Here is a 14,614-nt window from a genome sequence, read left to right as displayed (position 1 = left end):
TTCTTTTGTGAAAATGACTGATGGTGATCGCCGCCGCACGCAAAGCTGATCGACTCTCACCGATCGGCACTGAGGCGGGCGAACCCGAAGCGCCACCCCCCTCGGGAGGTGGCGCGGATCACAGGGCCGGAGCCGGCCCTTCGGGCGTGTCGGCTCGTCAGATCCGGCGGATCGTGTTGATCGGCATCGCGTCGGCCTTCATCACCTTCACCACGTCACCGGTGTGCGGCGCGTGGACCACCATGCCGTTGCCGATGTACATCGCGACGTGGTGCATGTCGCCGCCGTAGATCACCAGGTCCCCGGGCTGGGCGGTGGACAGCGTCACGGCGGTCCCGATGTGGCCCTGCTCCTGCGAGGTGCGCGGCAGCGAGACGCCGGCCTGGCCGTACGCCCAGACCATCAGACCCGAGCAGTCGAAGGTGCTCGGCCCGGTGGCGCCCCACACGTACGGCGAACCCTGCTTGCTCATCGCCTTGGCGACGGCCACGGCCGCGTAGCCGCTGGCCGGCGGAAGACTGCTGAGGTCGACCCGGTCGGCGCCGCGCGAGGCGCGGTCGTCCTGCTGCTGCTGGGCCTTCAGCGCGGCACGGTCGGCGGCGCTGAGCGAGTTCAGCAGGTCCTGGGCGGTCTTCAGCTTGGTGTTGACGTCCGTCTTGGCCTGGTTCAGGTCCTTGGTGGTGGAGTCCAGCGAGGCCAGCACGGCGGCCGCCTCGCTCTTCTCCTGGTCCAGCCGGCGCTGCTGGTCAAGCAGGCCCTTGAGCGCCTCGGTCTGGGTGGTGCTGGCCTGCTGGACGCTCGACGCCTTCTCCAGGTAGCCCGACGGGTCCGAGGAGAGCATCAGCTGGACGGACGGGTCGATCCCGCCGGTGCGGTACTGCTCGCCGGCGACCTGGGCCAGGCCGGTCTGCAGCTGGCTCATCTGGTCCTGGCTGCGGGCCACCTGGTCCTGCAGCTGGTCGGCCTGCTTGCGGAGCTGGTCCGCGCGCTCCTTGGCGCCGTTGTACTTCTCCGCCGCCTGCTCCTGCTCCTGCTGGAGCTGGTCGATCTGCGCCTTGACGTCGCTGGTGTTCGGCTGCGGCGCGGCGTGCGCGGCCACCTGGGCGGAGAGGGCGACCGCGGTCGCAGCGGCCGCGGTGAGCACGGAGACCCGCGCGCGGCTCGGCTGCTTGGGACGGCGGTGGGAGGCCAAGGGACCCGCTCCTTCTTCCAACGGACTCACCTGTTCGGGTGAGATACCGGAAAATAGGTTTGACGCCAGACCCTAGTGAAGATCTACCCGTTTTGCCACTCCCCCGAAGGCGTGAACTCCGGTTCTCGCACTGACTTCACCGGATCCGCACACCTGCCCGACGACGGCACTGACCTGCTGTCACGCCGCCCGGGCCGCTGGTCAGGGCCGGGCCAGCCGGTTCAGCAGCAGCACCGAGGCCACCGGGCGCGCGCCCGCCTTCCGCACGCCGTCCGCGACCTCCCGGTCGGTGGAGACCACCACCACCGGACGGCCCTGCGGCTCGGCCCGGACCAGACGGCGGATCAACTCGTCCGCGGTCTCGCCGGTCCGACTGAACCGTACCCGCACCCCGCGCGGTGGCGCCATGATGACCGGGACGTCCAGGTCCTGCCCGTCGAACACACAGGTGACCTCCGCCTGGGTGCGCTGGGCCAGCATCGCCAGCCCGCCCAGCAGCCGGATCCGCTGCTGCTCCAGCGGCAACGTCGGGTACCCGGTCTTGGTCACGTTGTAGCCGTCCACCACCAGGTGCACCTGGGGGATCGCCAGCAGCTGGTCCAGCAGCGCCGGGTCGTCGTCGGCCAGGCCGCGCCGGGCCACGTCGTGCGGCGAGGCCGCCCCCGGCACCACCGCCTCCACCAGGTCCGCCGGGCGGATCTGGGAGACCGGCAGCGCCAGCTCGCGCTGCAGCCCCTGAGCCGACTGCAGCACGGTGTCCAGCAGCAGCCGCAGCCGCATGTCCTCGACGCTGCGCCCCTCCCGGGCCGAGCGGCGGCCCTGCTCGGCCGCGTTCTCCAGCTCGGACACCCGGTGCCGCAGCCGCCGCGCCTCGCTCTCGGCCGCACTGCGCTCGCCCGCGGCCTGCGCCCTGGCGGCCTCCAGCTCGCCGGCCACCCGCCGGGTCTCGGCCTGCGCCCGGCGGGTGTCGCTCTCCAGCGACCGCACCTTCTTGCGCAGCGACTCGGCCTCCCGCCGGACGCCCTCGAACTCCGCGCGCTGGCGGTCCAGGTCCGCCCGGGCGGCGGCCCGCACCTCGGCCAGCTCGGCCTGCAGCTTCTCCACCAGCCGGGAGGCCTCCGCCACCGCGTCCTCGGCGCCGGCCCGCTCGGCCTCCTCGCCGGCCTCGGCGACCAGCCGGCTCCAGCCCGCCGACCGCACCAGGTAGGCGGCGGCCGCGACGTCCATCGGATCGGCGGCGCCGGGGACGGTGCCCGACTCCAGCGCCTTCACCAGGTCCGGCTGGCCCAGCCGCAGCCGCTCCGCTATCCGCACCCGGAAGGCCGGCTCGGACTCCAGCGCCGCCGCCAGCGCGGTGGCCGCGTACTTGGCCCGCCGCGCGGGGGTGAACTTGGCGTACTGACGCAGGCTCTGCGGCAGTTCCCCGGGCGGCAGCCCGCCCAGCGCGTCCGAGGCCAGCCCGACCACCCGCCGGCGCACGCCCTCGGGCAGCGGCCGGTCCAGCTTCTCAGCCGTACGCTCCGCCGCGGCACCCGGGGCGGGGGTCTCGGACGGGACCGTCCCGGCGGCCGGCTGCGGTGCCTGCGCAGCGGGCTGAAGCCCCTGCGGTTCGCCGGGCTCCCTCGCTGCGTCCACCACGTCCTCGGCTCCGATCCTGGTCCAGCGGGTGCGGCCGCGGCCGCCCCTGTCGTCACGCTCCGTGCGTCTTGTCTGTATTGTCCCGTGCGGTGGACGGCCGCGTCGCGCACCGCCCGCCGCACCGGAGGGGTCAGCCCTGCGCGGCGGGGGCCTCCGCACCCTCGGCGCCCGGGCGGGCCACCAGCTCGACCTGGTCCACCGCGTTGCACCAGCGGCAGCGCACCGACTCGATCGCCTCGCTGTGCACCTCGGTCTCCTCGACCTTGGACTCGCCGGCCAGGTCGAAGTGCAGGAACTCGGTCACCCGCGCGGTGCGGGTCACGTCGAAGCGGGTGAGGTTGCCGCACAGCGTGCAGCGCCAGCGCGTCTCGGCGGTCAGGGCGGGGACGGTCATCGGGGATCCTCTCGGCTGGTTCCCTGGGTGGGCTAGGCGCTCCCCCCGGAGCCCCGGCGTCGGCGGCGGGAGGCGGGATTGCCCGGCCCAAGCCTATTGCCTGGGGCAACCATCAGGACCACCGGTCAGCCGAGACGACCGGAGCCCGTTCCGGCCCACCGGACGGACCGGTAGTCCACCTGCCGTAAACCGCCGTGTCACCTGCCGCGCCCGGAGGGATGCTTGGCCGCATGGCGCTCGCGACCCCCGGCCACACCGACGCCCGGGACGGCCGCCCGGCGGTGGCCGCCCCGGCGGTCACCTACGCCCTGATCGCGGTCAACACCCTGGTCTTCCTGCTCGGCCCGGCGGCCGGCGTCAACCCGCTGTACGGCACCAGCCAGGCCCGGATCTGCGCCGAGCAGCGCTACGAGCAGCGCTGGGGAGCCGTCCCCGCCGAACTGCTGACCGGTCACCCGCTCACCGCCGAGCAGCTGGCCGAGGCCCCCGACCCGGTCCCCGGCTGCCCCGCCGCCCCCACCCCGGGCAAGCACCCCGCCGTGTCCGCCCTCACCGGCCTCTTCCTGCACGCCGGCTGGCTGCACCTGCTGGGCAACCTGCTCTTCCTCCACGTCTTCGGCCCCACCGTCGAACGCCGGGTCGGACGGGCCAGGTACCTCCTCTTCTACCTGGCCGCCGGCAGCCTGGCCGCGTACGGCTTCGCGCTCGCCGAGGCCCACTCGCCGGACTCCACCCGGGTCCTGATCGGCGCCTCGGGCGCGATCTCCGCCGTCCTCGGCGCCTACCTGCGCTTCCACCCGCGGGCCCGGGTGACCACCCTGGTCCCGCTGCTCCTCTTCCTCCCGCTGCGCTTCCCGGCCTGGCTGGTGCTCGGCCTGTGGTTCGCCCTGCAGTGGTGGTCGGTGCACTCGGCCGGGCCCGGGGTGGCCTACCTGGTGCACGTGATCGGCTTCTCGGCCGGCTTCCTGTACGCCTGCACCGTGGTCGGACACCCCCCGAGACGGCCCGGCTGAGGCCCGATACGCTGGCCGCACCCCATGAAGGAGCCCGCACAGTGATCACTGCCATCGTCCTGATCAAGACCAGTGTCGACCGCATCCCGGAGATCGCCGAGGCCATCGCCGCGATCGAGGGGGTCAGCGAGGTGTACTCGGTGACCGGTGGCTACGACCTGGTGGCGATGGTCCGGGTGCGCCGTCACGACGACCTGGCCGAGGTCATCCCGGGCCGGCTCAACAAGGTCCCGGGTGTGGCCCACACCGAGACCCAGATCGCCTTCCGCACCTACTCCCAGCACGACCTGGAAGCGGCCTTCGCCCTCGGCCTGGACGAGTAGCGGTCCGCCCGTACCCCTCAGCCCTCGCGTCGGCTGTCGGCGACGCAACGGCCGCCCTCGTTGCGGTAGTTCCACGCCGCGCCGTCGGTGACCAGCTCGCGGACGGCGGTCAGGAAGCGCTCCACGTGCTCGTCCGGCGTGCCCGCCCCGAAGCTCACCCGGATCGCGTTCAGGCTGCGCTCGCCCGGCAGCGAGGGCTCGGGCGCCCCGCACTCGGACGGAGCGACGTCCTCGTCCCCGAGGAGGGTCCGCACCAGCGGGTGGGCGCAGAACAGCCCGTCGCGCACCCCGATGCCGTACTCGGCGGACAGCGCGGCCGAGAAGTGCGAGCTGTTCCAGCCCCGGACGACGAAGGACAGCACGCCCACCCGGGCCGAGCCGACGCCGAACAGGTTCAGCACCCGGACCTCCGGGATCTCCGCCAGCCCGGCCGTCAGCCGGTCGACCAGCTGCCGCTCCCGGGCCTCCAACGCGTCGAAGCCGGCCTCGGTGAGCGCCCGACAGGCCGAGGCGATCGCGTAGGCACCGATCACGTTGGGCGAGCCGGCCTCGTGCCGGGCCGGGCCGGTGTGCCACTGGACCGCCACCGAGCCGTCCAGCTCCCGGGCCACCGTCCGGGTCGCCCCGCCGCCGGCCAGGTACGGCTCGGCCGCGTCCAGCCAGTCGGCCCGCCCGGCCAGCACCCCGGCGCCGAACGGCGCGTACAGCTTGTGGCCGGAGAAGGCGATCCAGTCGACGCCCAGCTCGCGCACCGAGACCCGGTGGTGCGGGGCCAGTTGGGCGGCGTCCAGCACCACCCGGGCGCCGTACCGGTGCGCGGTCGCGGTCAGCTCGGCGACCGGCCACAGCTCGCCGGTCACATTGGAGGCGCCGGTGACGCACAGCAGCTTGGGGCCCTCGGGCGCGGCGGCCAGCGCGGCCTCCAGCGCCTCCACCGCCTCGGCCCGCGAGCGCGGCGCCCGCAGGTAACCGACCTCCAGCCCGGCGTGCGCCCAGGGCAGCAGCGAGGCGTGGTGCTCGGTCTCGAAGGCGAACACCCGGGTGCCGGCCGGCACGGCGGCGGCCAGCAGGTTGAGCGAGTCGGTGGTGGCGCGGGTGAAGACCACCTGGTCGCCCTCGCGCAGGTCGAGGAACTCGGCGACGGTCCGTCGGCTCTGCTCGAACAGGTCGGTGGACAGCTGCGAGAGGTACCCGGCCCCGCGGTGCACGCTGCCGTAGTACGGCGCGTAGGCGGCGACGTCGTCCCACACCCGCTGGAGCGCCGGCGCGCTGGCCGCGTAGTCGAGCGCCGCGTAGCCGACCTTCGCACCGCTGGCCAGCGGCACCTGGACGTCGTGGCCGAGGACGGCGAGCGGGGCGGCGGTTTCGAGAGCGAGGGACATGAGGATGCACTCCTTCACGGGGTAAGGGACCCCGGGAGTACTCGTCGTCCGGTGTCCGCGCTTGTCGCGCGGACGGCGTGCCCGGCGACCCGGTCCTCACCCAGGGCACCCCGCCACGGACGGAGGGTTGCCGGACAGCAAGCTGGGGCTTGACGCTGTCACTCATGACCTGGCGAAGACTCTAGGTCGGGTACGTCGGACGGTCAAACGGCCATCCACCATCCGGACAGTGCTCTCGCCCGCTCGCCTCCGGGGCGCTCCGACCCGGCGCCGACGCTCGTCGCTCCGGCGCTCGTACCTCGCTTGTCGCTCCTCGACTTTCGGCACCGGCGCGCCCCTTCGGCTCGGGGCGCATCGACTCGGGCACATCGGCTCGGGGCGCATCGACTCGGGCGCATCGGCTCGGGCGCATGCGAAGGGCCCGTGCCGACGAACCGGCACGGGCCCTCAACTGCCGCCTCAGATCCGGCTGGTGGCCTCCGACCAACGCCGCAGCAGGTCCTGCGCCCGGCCCGAGTCGATCGCCTCGGCCGCCCGCGCCATGCCCGCCGCGAGCTGCTCGGCCAGCGGCGCGTCGCCCAGGTCGAGCGCGACCAGCGCCGCCGCGGTGTTCAGCAGGACGGCGTCCCGCACCGGCCCGCGCTCCCCGGCCAGCAGCCGGCGCGCCACCTCGGCGTTGTACGCGGCGTCAGCCCCGCGCAGCGCCTCGATGCCGACCAGTTCGATGCCGACGTCCCGCGGGTCGAAGGTGGTCTCGGTGACCCCCCCGTCGCGCACCACCCAGACCCGCGAGGTGGTGGTGATGGTCAGTTCGTCCAGCCCGTCGTCGCCGCGGAACACCAGCGCCGTCGCCCCGCGCCGGGCGAGCACCCCGGCGATCAGCCCGGACAGCCGGGTGTCGAAGCAGCCGATGGCGTGCGAGGTGACCTTCGCCGGGTTGGTCAGCGGGCCGAGGATGTTGAACGCGGTGGGCACCCCGAGGTCGCGCCGCGCGGTGGCGGCGTGCCGCATCGAGGGGTGGAACTTCGCCGCGAAGCAGAAGGTGAGCCCGACCTCCTCGGCCACCTCGGCCACCCGCCGGGAGGAGAGGTCCAGCGCCACCCCGAGCTTCTCCAGCACGTCCGAGGACCCGCTGGACGAGGAGGCGGCCCGGTTGCCGTGCTTGACCACCTTGGCCCCGGCCGCCGCCGCGACGATCGCCGACATGGTCGAGATGTTGACGGTCTTCGCCCGGTCCCCGCCGGTGCCGACGATGTCGACCGCCGGGCCGGGGATCTCCAGCGGCTCGGCGTGCTCGTACATCGCGTCCACCAGGCCGGCGACCTCGTCGACCGTCTCGCCCTTGGCCCGAAGCGCCACCATGAACCCGGCCACCTGGACGGGGGACGCCTCGCCGCTCATGATCCGGTCCATCGCCCACGCGGTGGACGAGCGGTCGAGGTCCTCCCCCTTCAACAGCGCCGCCAGGAGGTCCGGCCAGGTGCGGACCACCTGCGCGGGGTCGGTACCACCGTTCGCAGGGTTCACGTTCACCATGGCTGACTCCAGCTGTTGTCGGTTCCCCGCTCGGGGGACGTCCGTACGGATGGGGCCAGCCTATCGAGCGGCGGGGTCCCTACGGCCCCGTCTTCTCTAGTACTGAGACGGCACTGTTCAACGCGTGGCCGGGGCCCGCTTAGCCACCCGCGCCCGCAGCAGGGTGGCGACCGCCTCGGCCAGCGCCACCGGGTCCACCGGGTGGGAGATCGCGGCGTCGGCCCGGCTCCAGGCCGCGAGCCAGGAGTCCTGCGGCCGGCCGATCAGCACCAGCACCGGCGGGCAGCCGTAGATCTCGTCCTTGAGCTGGCGCCCGAGGCCGAGGCCGCCGGCCGGCACCGCCTCGCCGTCCAGCACGCAGAGGTCGATGCCGCCCTTCTCCAGCGCCTTGATCACCGCGGGGGTGGTCGCGCACTCGAGGTAGGACAGCTCCGGAAGATCCTCGGCGGGCCGACGGCCGAGTGCCGTCAGCACCTGCTCGCGGGTGTTGCGGTCGTCGCTGTAGACGAGGACGGTGAGCGTCTCGTCGGTCGTGTACGCCATGGGCCCTGCTCCCTCAAGTGTGATCCGGACCACGTTCACCTGATCCGGATGCTACCCCCGTTTCACCCGTCGCCGGTCCCCCTCGCGCACGTTCCCCCTCAAGCCGCCGCGCCCACGACTCACCCGCCCGGAGGACGGCCCGTCACCCGGGTCGGCCAGGTCCACCCGGACGGCCGATGCCGCCTCTCTCTCCCCTACAATCCGACGCTGCGCCGACCGGGCAACGACGCGCCGGGCAACGGGGTAGCGGGCCGTTCCGAGGAACCGTCAGAAAAGGGACACGCCGCTGCTCGGCCCCCGTCCGGACACCCCGTCGGCCCCCAAGCGGGCATACCGCACGCACCGGACACTCCGAGGGACACCCCCCGACGTGAAGACGGAATAAGGGACCGACATAATGTCCGTCGTGGCGACAGCAACAGCAACAGAAACCGGGCACGCGCACGGATCGGTCAATCGACCGAACATGGTCAGCGTCGGAACGATCGTCTGGCTCAGTTCCGAGCTGATGTTCTTCGCGGCCCTCTTCGCGATGTACTTCACGCTCCGCTCCGTCAAGGGAGCCGAGTTCTGGGCCGAGAAGGCGCACGCCCTCAACGTGACGTTCTCCTCGATCAACACCACCGTCCTGGTGCTCTCCTCGCTCACCTGCCAGCTCGGCGTGTTCGCCGCCGAGCGCGGTGACGTGAAGAAGCTCCGCGGTTGGTTCATCCTCACGTTCTTCATGGGCGCGATCTTCATCGGCGGCCAGGTCTACGAGTACACCGAGCTGGTCAAGAACGACGGCCTCTCGCTGTCCTCCGACCCGTACGGCACGGTGTTCTACCTGACCACCGGCTTCCACGGTCTGCACGTGACGGGTGGTCTGATCGCCTTCCTGCTGGTCCTCGGACGGACGTACGCAGCCAAGCGCTTCACGCACGAGCAGGCCACCGCCGCGATCGTCGTGTCCTACTACTGGCACTTCGTCGACGTCGTGTGGATCGGCCTGTTCGCGACCATCTACCTGATCAAGTAACCAGCTGATCAGGTCGCTGGCCACCGGCTGCGGCCCCCGCCCTCACCGGCGACGGGCCGCTTCTGCCGGTGCCGACGCTCCCACCGACCGACCGCGCGCGCAGCCTTGGACAGGCAGCCTCGTGCCGGCCAGACCGGCAGCCGGGTGCACCCACCAGTCGACCAGATCCTGACACCGGGGTTATTCCGTGAAAAAGCTCTCCGCACGACGGCGCCACCCATTGGCGGCGCTGGTCGTCCTACTTCTCGCCCTGGCGGCAACCGGGGGGCTGTACGGCATGTTCGCGCCCGCCGACAAGGCGCAGGCCGACGTCGCCGCGCAGTCGCTCGCGATCGATGAGGGCAAGAAGCTCTTCGCCGTCGGCTGCTCCTCCTGCCACGGCCTGAACGGCCAGGGCAGCAGTGACGGGCCGAGCCTGGTCGGCGTGGGCTCCGCCGCCGTCGACTTCCAGGTCGGCACCGGCCGCATGCCGGCCCAGCAGCCCGGTGCCCAGGTGCCGCGCAAGAAGGCCATCTACACCCAGGGCGAGATCGACCAGCTCGCCGCGTTCGTCCAGTCGCTCGGCCCCGGCCCGATCGCCCCGGACGCGAAGCAGTACACCTCGACCGACCCTGACGACATCTCCAAGGGTGGCGAGCTGTTCCGCACCAACTGTGCCCAGTGCCACAACTTCGCCGGTCAGGGCGGTGCCCTGACCAAGGGCAAGTACGCCCCGTCGCTGGAGGGCGTGGACGCCAAGCACATCTACGAGGCCATGCAGACCGGCCCGCAGAACATGCCGTCGTTCCCGGACAGCACCATGCCCGAGGAGCAGAAGAAGCAGATCGTGGCCTTCGTTCGCCACACCACCAACGATGAGCCCAACCCCGGCGGTCTCACCCTCGGCAGCCTCGGTCCGGTGACCGAGGGCCTGTTCGGCTGGATCTTCGGCCTCGGCACGCTCATCGCGGTCGCGATCTGGGTCGCCGCCCACACCACCAAGGCCAAGAAGTCATGAGCCACGACATGTCAGAAGAGAAGCTCCCGGAGCCGCACGGCTCCGCCGGCGAGGTGGCCGACCACGGCAACCCGTTCGCCGACCCGGGCCTGCCGGCCCACGAGCCCCGTCGCACCGACATCGACGAGCGGGCCGCCCAGCGGGCCGAGCGTCAGGTCTCGCTGATGTTCGTGGTCTCGATGCTCGCCACCGTCGGCTTCATCGCCTCGTACGTGGCCATCGACCCGGACAAGATCGTCTACATCTTCCCGCTGGGTCACGTCAGCGCGCTGAACTTCGCGCTGGGCCTGACCCTGGGCGTCGCGCTGTTCATGATCGGCGCGGGCGCGGTCCACTGGGCCCGCACCCTGATGTCGGACGTCGAGCTGCCGGCCGAGCGTCACCCGATCGAGGCCTCCGACGAGGTCCGCAACGACGTCATCGAGCAGTTCAAGACCGGTGCCGCCGAGTCCGGCTTCGGTCGCCGCAAGATGATCCGCAACACCCTCATCGGGTCGATGGCGCTGGTCCCGCTCTCCGGCGTGGTCCTGCTCCGCGACCTGGGCCCGCTGCCGGAGAAGAAGCTCCAGGAGACGGGCTGGAAGGAAGCCACTCCGGCCAAGCCGCTGCAGCTCGTCAACATGAGCACCATGCAGCCGATGAAGCCCGAGGACCTCGTGATCGGCTCGCTGACCTTCGCGATGCCGGAGGGTCTGACCACCCACGACGAGGACTTCCAGCAGCGGATCGCCAAGGACGCCCTGATGCTGGTGCGCATCGCGCCGGATGACATCAAGGACGACAAGTCCAAGGAGCTGGGCTTCGAGGGCATCCTCGCCTACTCCAAGATCTGCACCCACGTCGGCTGCCCGATCAGCCTGTACGAGCAGCAGACCCACCACGCGCTCTGCCCCTGCCACCAGTCGACCTTCGACCTGGCGGACGGCGCGCGCGTCATCTTCGGCCCGGCCGGCCACCCGCTGCCGCAGCTGAAGATCACCACTGATGACAAGGGCAACCTGATCGCCACCGGCGACTTCGAGAAGCCTGTCGGCCCGAGCTTCTGGGAGCGTGCTCGATGAGTAGCGCGAGCAGCACCAAGACCGGTGCCGCCAAGCCCTCCAGCACGCGCGCCAATCCCGCCAACAAGTGGGAGGCCGCGGCTGACTGGACGGACGGCCGGGTGGGGATCTACTCCCTCGCCAAGGCCAACCTGCGCAAGATCTTCCCGGACCACTGGTCCTTCATGCTGGGCGAGATCTGCCTCTACACCTTCGTCATCATCATCCTGACCGGTGTCTACCTGACGCTGTTCTTCAAGCCGTCGATGGCCGAGGTCGTCTACAACGGCTCGTACGTGCCGCTCAAGGGCATCGGGATGTCCGAGGCGTACGCCTCGACGGTGGACATCAGCTTCGAGATCCGCGGCGGTCTGCTGATCCGCCAGATCCACCACTGGGCCGCGCTGGTCTTCGTGGCCGCGATGCTCGTGCACATGATGCGCGTGTTCTTCACCGGCGCGTTCCGCAAGCCGCGTGAGATCAACTGGGTCTTCGGCTTCCTGCTGCTGGTCCTCGGCATGTTCGACGGCTTCTTCGGCTACTCGCTGCCGGACGACCTGCTGTCGGGCACCGGCATCCGCTTCATGGAAGGCGCGATCCTCGCGGTCCCGCTGGTCGGCACCTACATCCAGATGTTCCTGTTCGGGGGCGAGTTCCCCGGCCACGACATCGTGCCGCGGTTCTTCACCATCCACGTGCTGCTGATCCCGGGCATCATGCTCGGCCTGCTGGTGGCGCACCTGATCCTGGTCTTCTACCACAAGCACACCCAGTGGGCGGGCCCGGGCAAGACCGAGAAGAACGTCGTCGGCATGCCGCTGATGCCGGTCTACATGGCCAAGGCCGGTGGCTTCTTCTTCCTGGTCTTCGGCATCATCGCCGCCATCTCGGCGATCGCCACGATCAACCCGATCTGGGCCTACGGCCCGTACCGTCCGGACCAGGTGTCGACCGACGCCCAGCCCGACTGGTACATGGGCTTCTCCGAGGGTCTGATCCGCGTCATGCCGGGCTGGGAGATCAGCCTGTGGGGCCACACCCTGAACCTGGGCGTGTTCATCCCGCTGATGATCTTCCCGCTGGTCCTGGTCGCCATCGCGGTCTACCCGTTCATCGAGGGCTGGATCACCGGCGACAAGCGCGAGCACCACATCCTGGACCGCCCGCGCAACGCCCCGGTCCGCACCGCCCTGGGTGCCGCCTGGATCAGCCTCTACCTGGTCCTGCTGGTCGGTGGTGGCAACGACCTGTTCGCCACCCACTTCCACCTGTCGCTCAACTCGATCACCTACTTCGTGCGCGCCGGCTTCTTCCTGGTGCCGGTCATCACCTTCATCATCACCAAGCGCTGGTGCCTCGGCCTCCAGCGCCGTGACAAGGAGAAGGTGCTGCACGGTCGCGAGACCGGCGTCATCAAGCGCCTGCCGCACGGTGAGTTCGTCGAGGTGCACGCCCAGCTGCCGCAGAAGGACCTGCACAAGCTCACGGCGCACGAGCAGAACCAGCCGGTCGAGCTGCCGGCCCAGACGGACGAGAACGGCGTGGCCCGCAAGGCCGGCGCCCTCACCCGCACCCGGGCCAAGCTCTCCCGCGGCTTCTACGGCGAGGGCAGCCAGATCCCCAAGCCCACCGCCGAGGAGCACCACGAGATCACCAGCGGCCACGGCCACCACTGATCCCGTACGCACTCCCGCTTCACCCCGAGGGCCGCTGACCAGAGTTCATCTGGTCAGCGGCCCTCGGCCATTGCCGATCTGCCAGCCCCGCCCCCGCACCGCCCCCAGGAGCCCTCCGTGCAGCTGTCCGTCGACCCCGCCGCCGCCACTCCCCCGTACGAGCAGATCCGCGCCCAGATCGCCGAGCAGGCCCGCTCCGGCGCGCTGCCGACCGGTCAGCGGCTGCCCACCGTACGGGCCCTCGCCGAGGAGCTGGGGCTGGCCGCCGGGACGATCGCCCGGGCCTACAAGGAGCTGGAGGCGGACGGCGTGGTGGAGACCCACGGGCGGCGCGGCACCCTGATCGCGGCCACCGGGGACACCGCCCACCGGCTGGCCGCCGAAGCCGCCGCCGAGTACGCCGAACGGGTGGGCCGGCTGGGCCTGTCCCACCCGGACGCCCTGGCCGCCGTGCTGACCGCCCTGCAGGTGGCCTACCCCGAGGCCTAGCCCGGGGCCTGGCCCGAGGCCTGGCCCCGCTCCGAAGGGGCGGCCACCGCCCCTCAGAGCTCGGGGCGCGTCATCCCCGCGGCGGGGGCCTGGCCGGCCGGGACGGTGGTGCTGAGGGGCTGTCCGAGGGCGCTGTGCTTGACCCAGTCCGTCCAGGAGACGTTCCAGTCCCCGAAGCCGTTGCCGAAGGGCTCCATGGTGGCGCCGCGGCTGTTCACCACCGTCACCAGGTCACCGATCCGGGTGTTGTCGTAGAACCACTTGGCGTTGTCGGTGCTCATCCCGGTGCAGCCGTGGCTGACGTTCTCGTAGCCCTGCGAGCCGACCGACCAGGGCGCCGCGTGGACGTACTCGCCGCTCCACGTCACCCGGGTGGCCCACAGCACGTCGAGGTCGTACGCCTCGGAGCTGCCCGCCGCTATGCCGATCGTCTCGCCGTTCATCCGGACCGAGCGCTCCTGGCCGAGCACCACCTTGATGCCGTTGCGGGTGTCGAAGCCGGGCTTGCCGGTGGTGACCGGGATGGTCCGGACCACCTCGCCGTCACGCTTGAGGGTGAGTGCGTGGGCGGCCGCGTCGACCACCGACTCGACCCGGTCGCCGATCCGCAGCCGCAGCGAGCTGCGGTCGCCGCCGTAGAGGCCGTCCGCGATCCGGCTGCCGGTGCCGTCGAAGGCCAGCGACACGGTCGTCCCGGCCGGCCAGTACTCCTCCGGGCGGAAGTGCAGGTTCTTGTCGTCCACCCAGTACCAGGCGCCGGTGACGGCCGGCTGGGAGGCCACCGTCAGGGCGCGCTCGACCTCCTGCCGGGCCTGGGGGTCCTTCACCGCCTCGGAGAGCTGCGCGGTGAGCGGCTGGCCCACCCCGTAGACGCCGCTGCCGGAGGAGTCCGGGCCGAGCTTGACGCCGAGCAGGCGCTGGGCGGCCATCGTGCTGAAGTTCTGGGTGGTGTCGCCCCGGCCGTTCCGGCCGTCGTCGGCGGAGATCCGGACGGCGTAGGCGGTGTCGGCCTTCAGTCGGCCGGTGGTCTGCCAGCTGTGCTGGTCGTCGGCGAGCCGGCCGGCCACCACCCGGCCGTCCGGGCCGATCACGGTGACGTCGGTGAGCCGGCTGCCCGCCACGGCGGTCACGGTGACCGGCTTGGAGGGGTCGACCTTGCCCTCGGCCGAGAGGTGGACGAGCGGGGCAGCGTCGATCCGGTGCGGCCCGGCGGGCTGATCGTCACCGGACGAGCAGGCGGCCAGCGGCGCCAGTACTGCGAGGGCCAGCGAGATGCTGCCGATGCCTGCGATTCCGCGCCTGTCGGCCATGACCGCCTCCGGGGTGTTCGCACATTTCGCACGATTGATCAGATCGTAGGAACGGCTCGGATC

14 protein-coding genes and 1 riboswitch are annotated in these 14,614 nt (G+C 71.6%); of the genes, 7 read left to right on the top strand and 7 right to left on the bottom strand.

Features of this window, described 5'->3' with window-relative positions; translation table 11 throughout:
* Positions 1–157 precede the first annotated feature (157 nt).
* From ACZ47G_RS28380 to ACZ47G_RS28370, 3 genes are all read right to left on the bottom strand, one after another.
* Positions 158–1,192 carry a C40 family peptidase gene (locus tag ACZ47G_RS28380; protein ID WP_465747376.1) on the bottom strand — a complete coding sequence of 345 codons (1,035 nt, stop codon included), beginning with the start codon at positions 1,190–1,192 and terminating at the stop codon, positions 158–160.
* A gap of 201 nt (positions 1,193–1,393) precedes the next feature.
* Entirely contained in the window at positions 1,394–2,695 is a 1,302-nt protein-coding gene (locus tag ACZ47G_RS28375; protein WP_465747597.1) for an NYN domain-containing protein, read from the bottom strand.
* Between the two features lie 265 nt (positions 2,696–2,960).
* Positions 2,961–3,224, bottom strand: coding sequence for a hypothetical protein (locus ACZ47G_RS28370; RefSeq protein ID WP_465747374.1), 264 nt, complete (start codon positions 3,222–3,224; stop codon positions 2,961–2,963).
* A 230-nt stretch (positions 3,225–3,454) separates the two neighbouring features.
* On the opposite strand from ACZ47G_RS28370, the gene ACZ47G_RS28365 reads away from it, so the two are divergent.
* Positions 3,455–4,237, top strand: coding sequence for a rhomboid family intramembrane serine protease (locus ACZ47G_RS28365; protein ID WP_465747372.1), 783 nt, complete (start codon positions 3,455–3,457; stop codon positions 4,235–4,237).
* A 41-nt stretch (positions 4,238–4,278) separates the two neighbouring features.
* Entirely contained in the window at positions 4,279–4,560 is a 282-nt protein-coding gene (locus ACZ47G_RS28360; protein ID WP_030240061.1) for an Lrp/AsnC ligand binding domain-containing protein, read from the top strand.
* A 17-nt stretch (positions 4,561–4,577) separates the two neighbouring features.
* Here ACZ47G_RS28360 and ACZ47G_RS28355 read toward each other — a convergent pair whose 3' ends face one another.
* From ACZ47G_RS28355 to ACZ47G_RS28345, 3 genes are all read right to left on the bottom strand, one after another.
* The gene (locus ACZ47G_RS28355) at positions 4,578–5,942 is read right to left on the bottom strand and encodes an aminotransferase class V-fold PLP-dependent enzyme (protein ID WP_465747370.1); all 1,365 of its coding nucleotides are present in this window, start codon (positions 5,940–5,942) and stop codon (positions 4,578–4,580) included.
* 52 nt (positions 5,943–5,994) lie between these two features.
* Positions 5,995–6,112, bottom strand: a riboswitch (SAM riboswitch).
* A gap of 289 nt (positions 6,113–6,401) precedes the next feature.
* On the bottom strand, positions 6,402–7,478 hold the full coding sequence (trpD, locus tag ACZ47G_RS28350; protein WP_465747368.1) for an anthranilate phosphoribosyltransferase: 1,077 nt from the start codon (positions 7,476–7,478) through the stop codon (positions 6,402–6,404).
* Positions 7,479–7,595: 117 nt separating this feature from the next.
* Positions 7,596–8,021, bottom strand: coding sequence for a response regulator (locus tag ACZ47G_RS28345; RefSeq protein WP_380458893.1), 426 nt, complete (start codon positions 8,019–8,021; stop codon positions 7,596–7,598).
* A gap of 397 nt (positions 8,022–8,418) precedes the next feature.
* Here ACZ47G_RS28345 and ctaE point away from each other — a divergent pair, with 397 nt between their 5' ends.
* The 5 genes from ctaE (at position 8,419) to ACZ47G_RS28320 (ending at position 13,241) form a co-directional block, all read left to right on the top strand.
* Positions 8,419–9,039, top strand: a complete 621-nt coding sequence (gene ctaE / locus ACZ47G_RS28340) for an aa3-type cytochrome oxidase subunit III (RefSeq protein ID WP_188303997.1) — start codon at positions 8,419–8,421, stop codon at positions 9,037–9,039.
* A 187-nt stretch (positions 9,040–9,226) separates the two neighbouring features.
* Complete coding sequence (gene qcrC, locus ACZ47G_RS28335; RefSeq protein WP_465747365.1) at positions 9,227–10,036, top strand: cytochrome bc1 complex diheme cytochrome c subunit; 810 nt, start codon at positions 9,227–9,229, stop codon at positions 10,034–10,036.
* Positions 10,037–10,044: 8 nt separating this feature from the next.
* A complete protein-coding gene (qcrA, locus tag ACZ47G_RS28330) occupies positions 10,045–11,097 on the top strand; it encodes a cytochrome bc1 complex Rieske iron-sulfur subunit (protein ID WP_380458899.1) in 1,053 nt (350 codons plus the stop codon).
* Complete coding sequence (qcrB, locus tag ACZ47G_RS28325) at positions 11,094–12,752, top strand: cytochrome bc1 complex cytochrome b subunit (protein WP_465747363.1); 1,659 nt, start codon at positions 11,094–11,096, stop codon at positions 12,750–12,752. The genes qcrA and qcrB overlap by 4 nt, the downstream gene beginning before the upstream one ends.
* A gap of 117 nt (positions 12,753–12,869) precedes the next feature.
* Positions 12,870–13,241, top strand: coding sequence for a GntR family transcriptional regulator (locus tag ACZ47G_RS28320; RefSeq protein ID WP_380458903.1), 372 nt, complete (start codon positions 12,870–12,872; stop codon positions 13,239–13,241).
* 53 nt (positions 13,242–13,294) lie between these two features.
* On the opposite strand, the gene ACZ47G_RS28315 is transcribed toward ACZ47G_RS28320, so the two are convergent.
* A complete protein-coding gene (locus tag ACZ47G_RS28315; protein WP_465747360.1) occupies positions 13,295–14,551 on the bottom strand; it encodes a L,D-transpeptidase in 1,257 nt (418 codons plus the stop codon).
* Positions 14,552–14,614 lie beyond the last annotated feature (63 nt).

This window comes from Kitasatospora sp. NPDC030952, from assembly GCF_055571335.1.
This window is presented reverse-complemented; position numbering and strand designations above follow the sequence as displayed.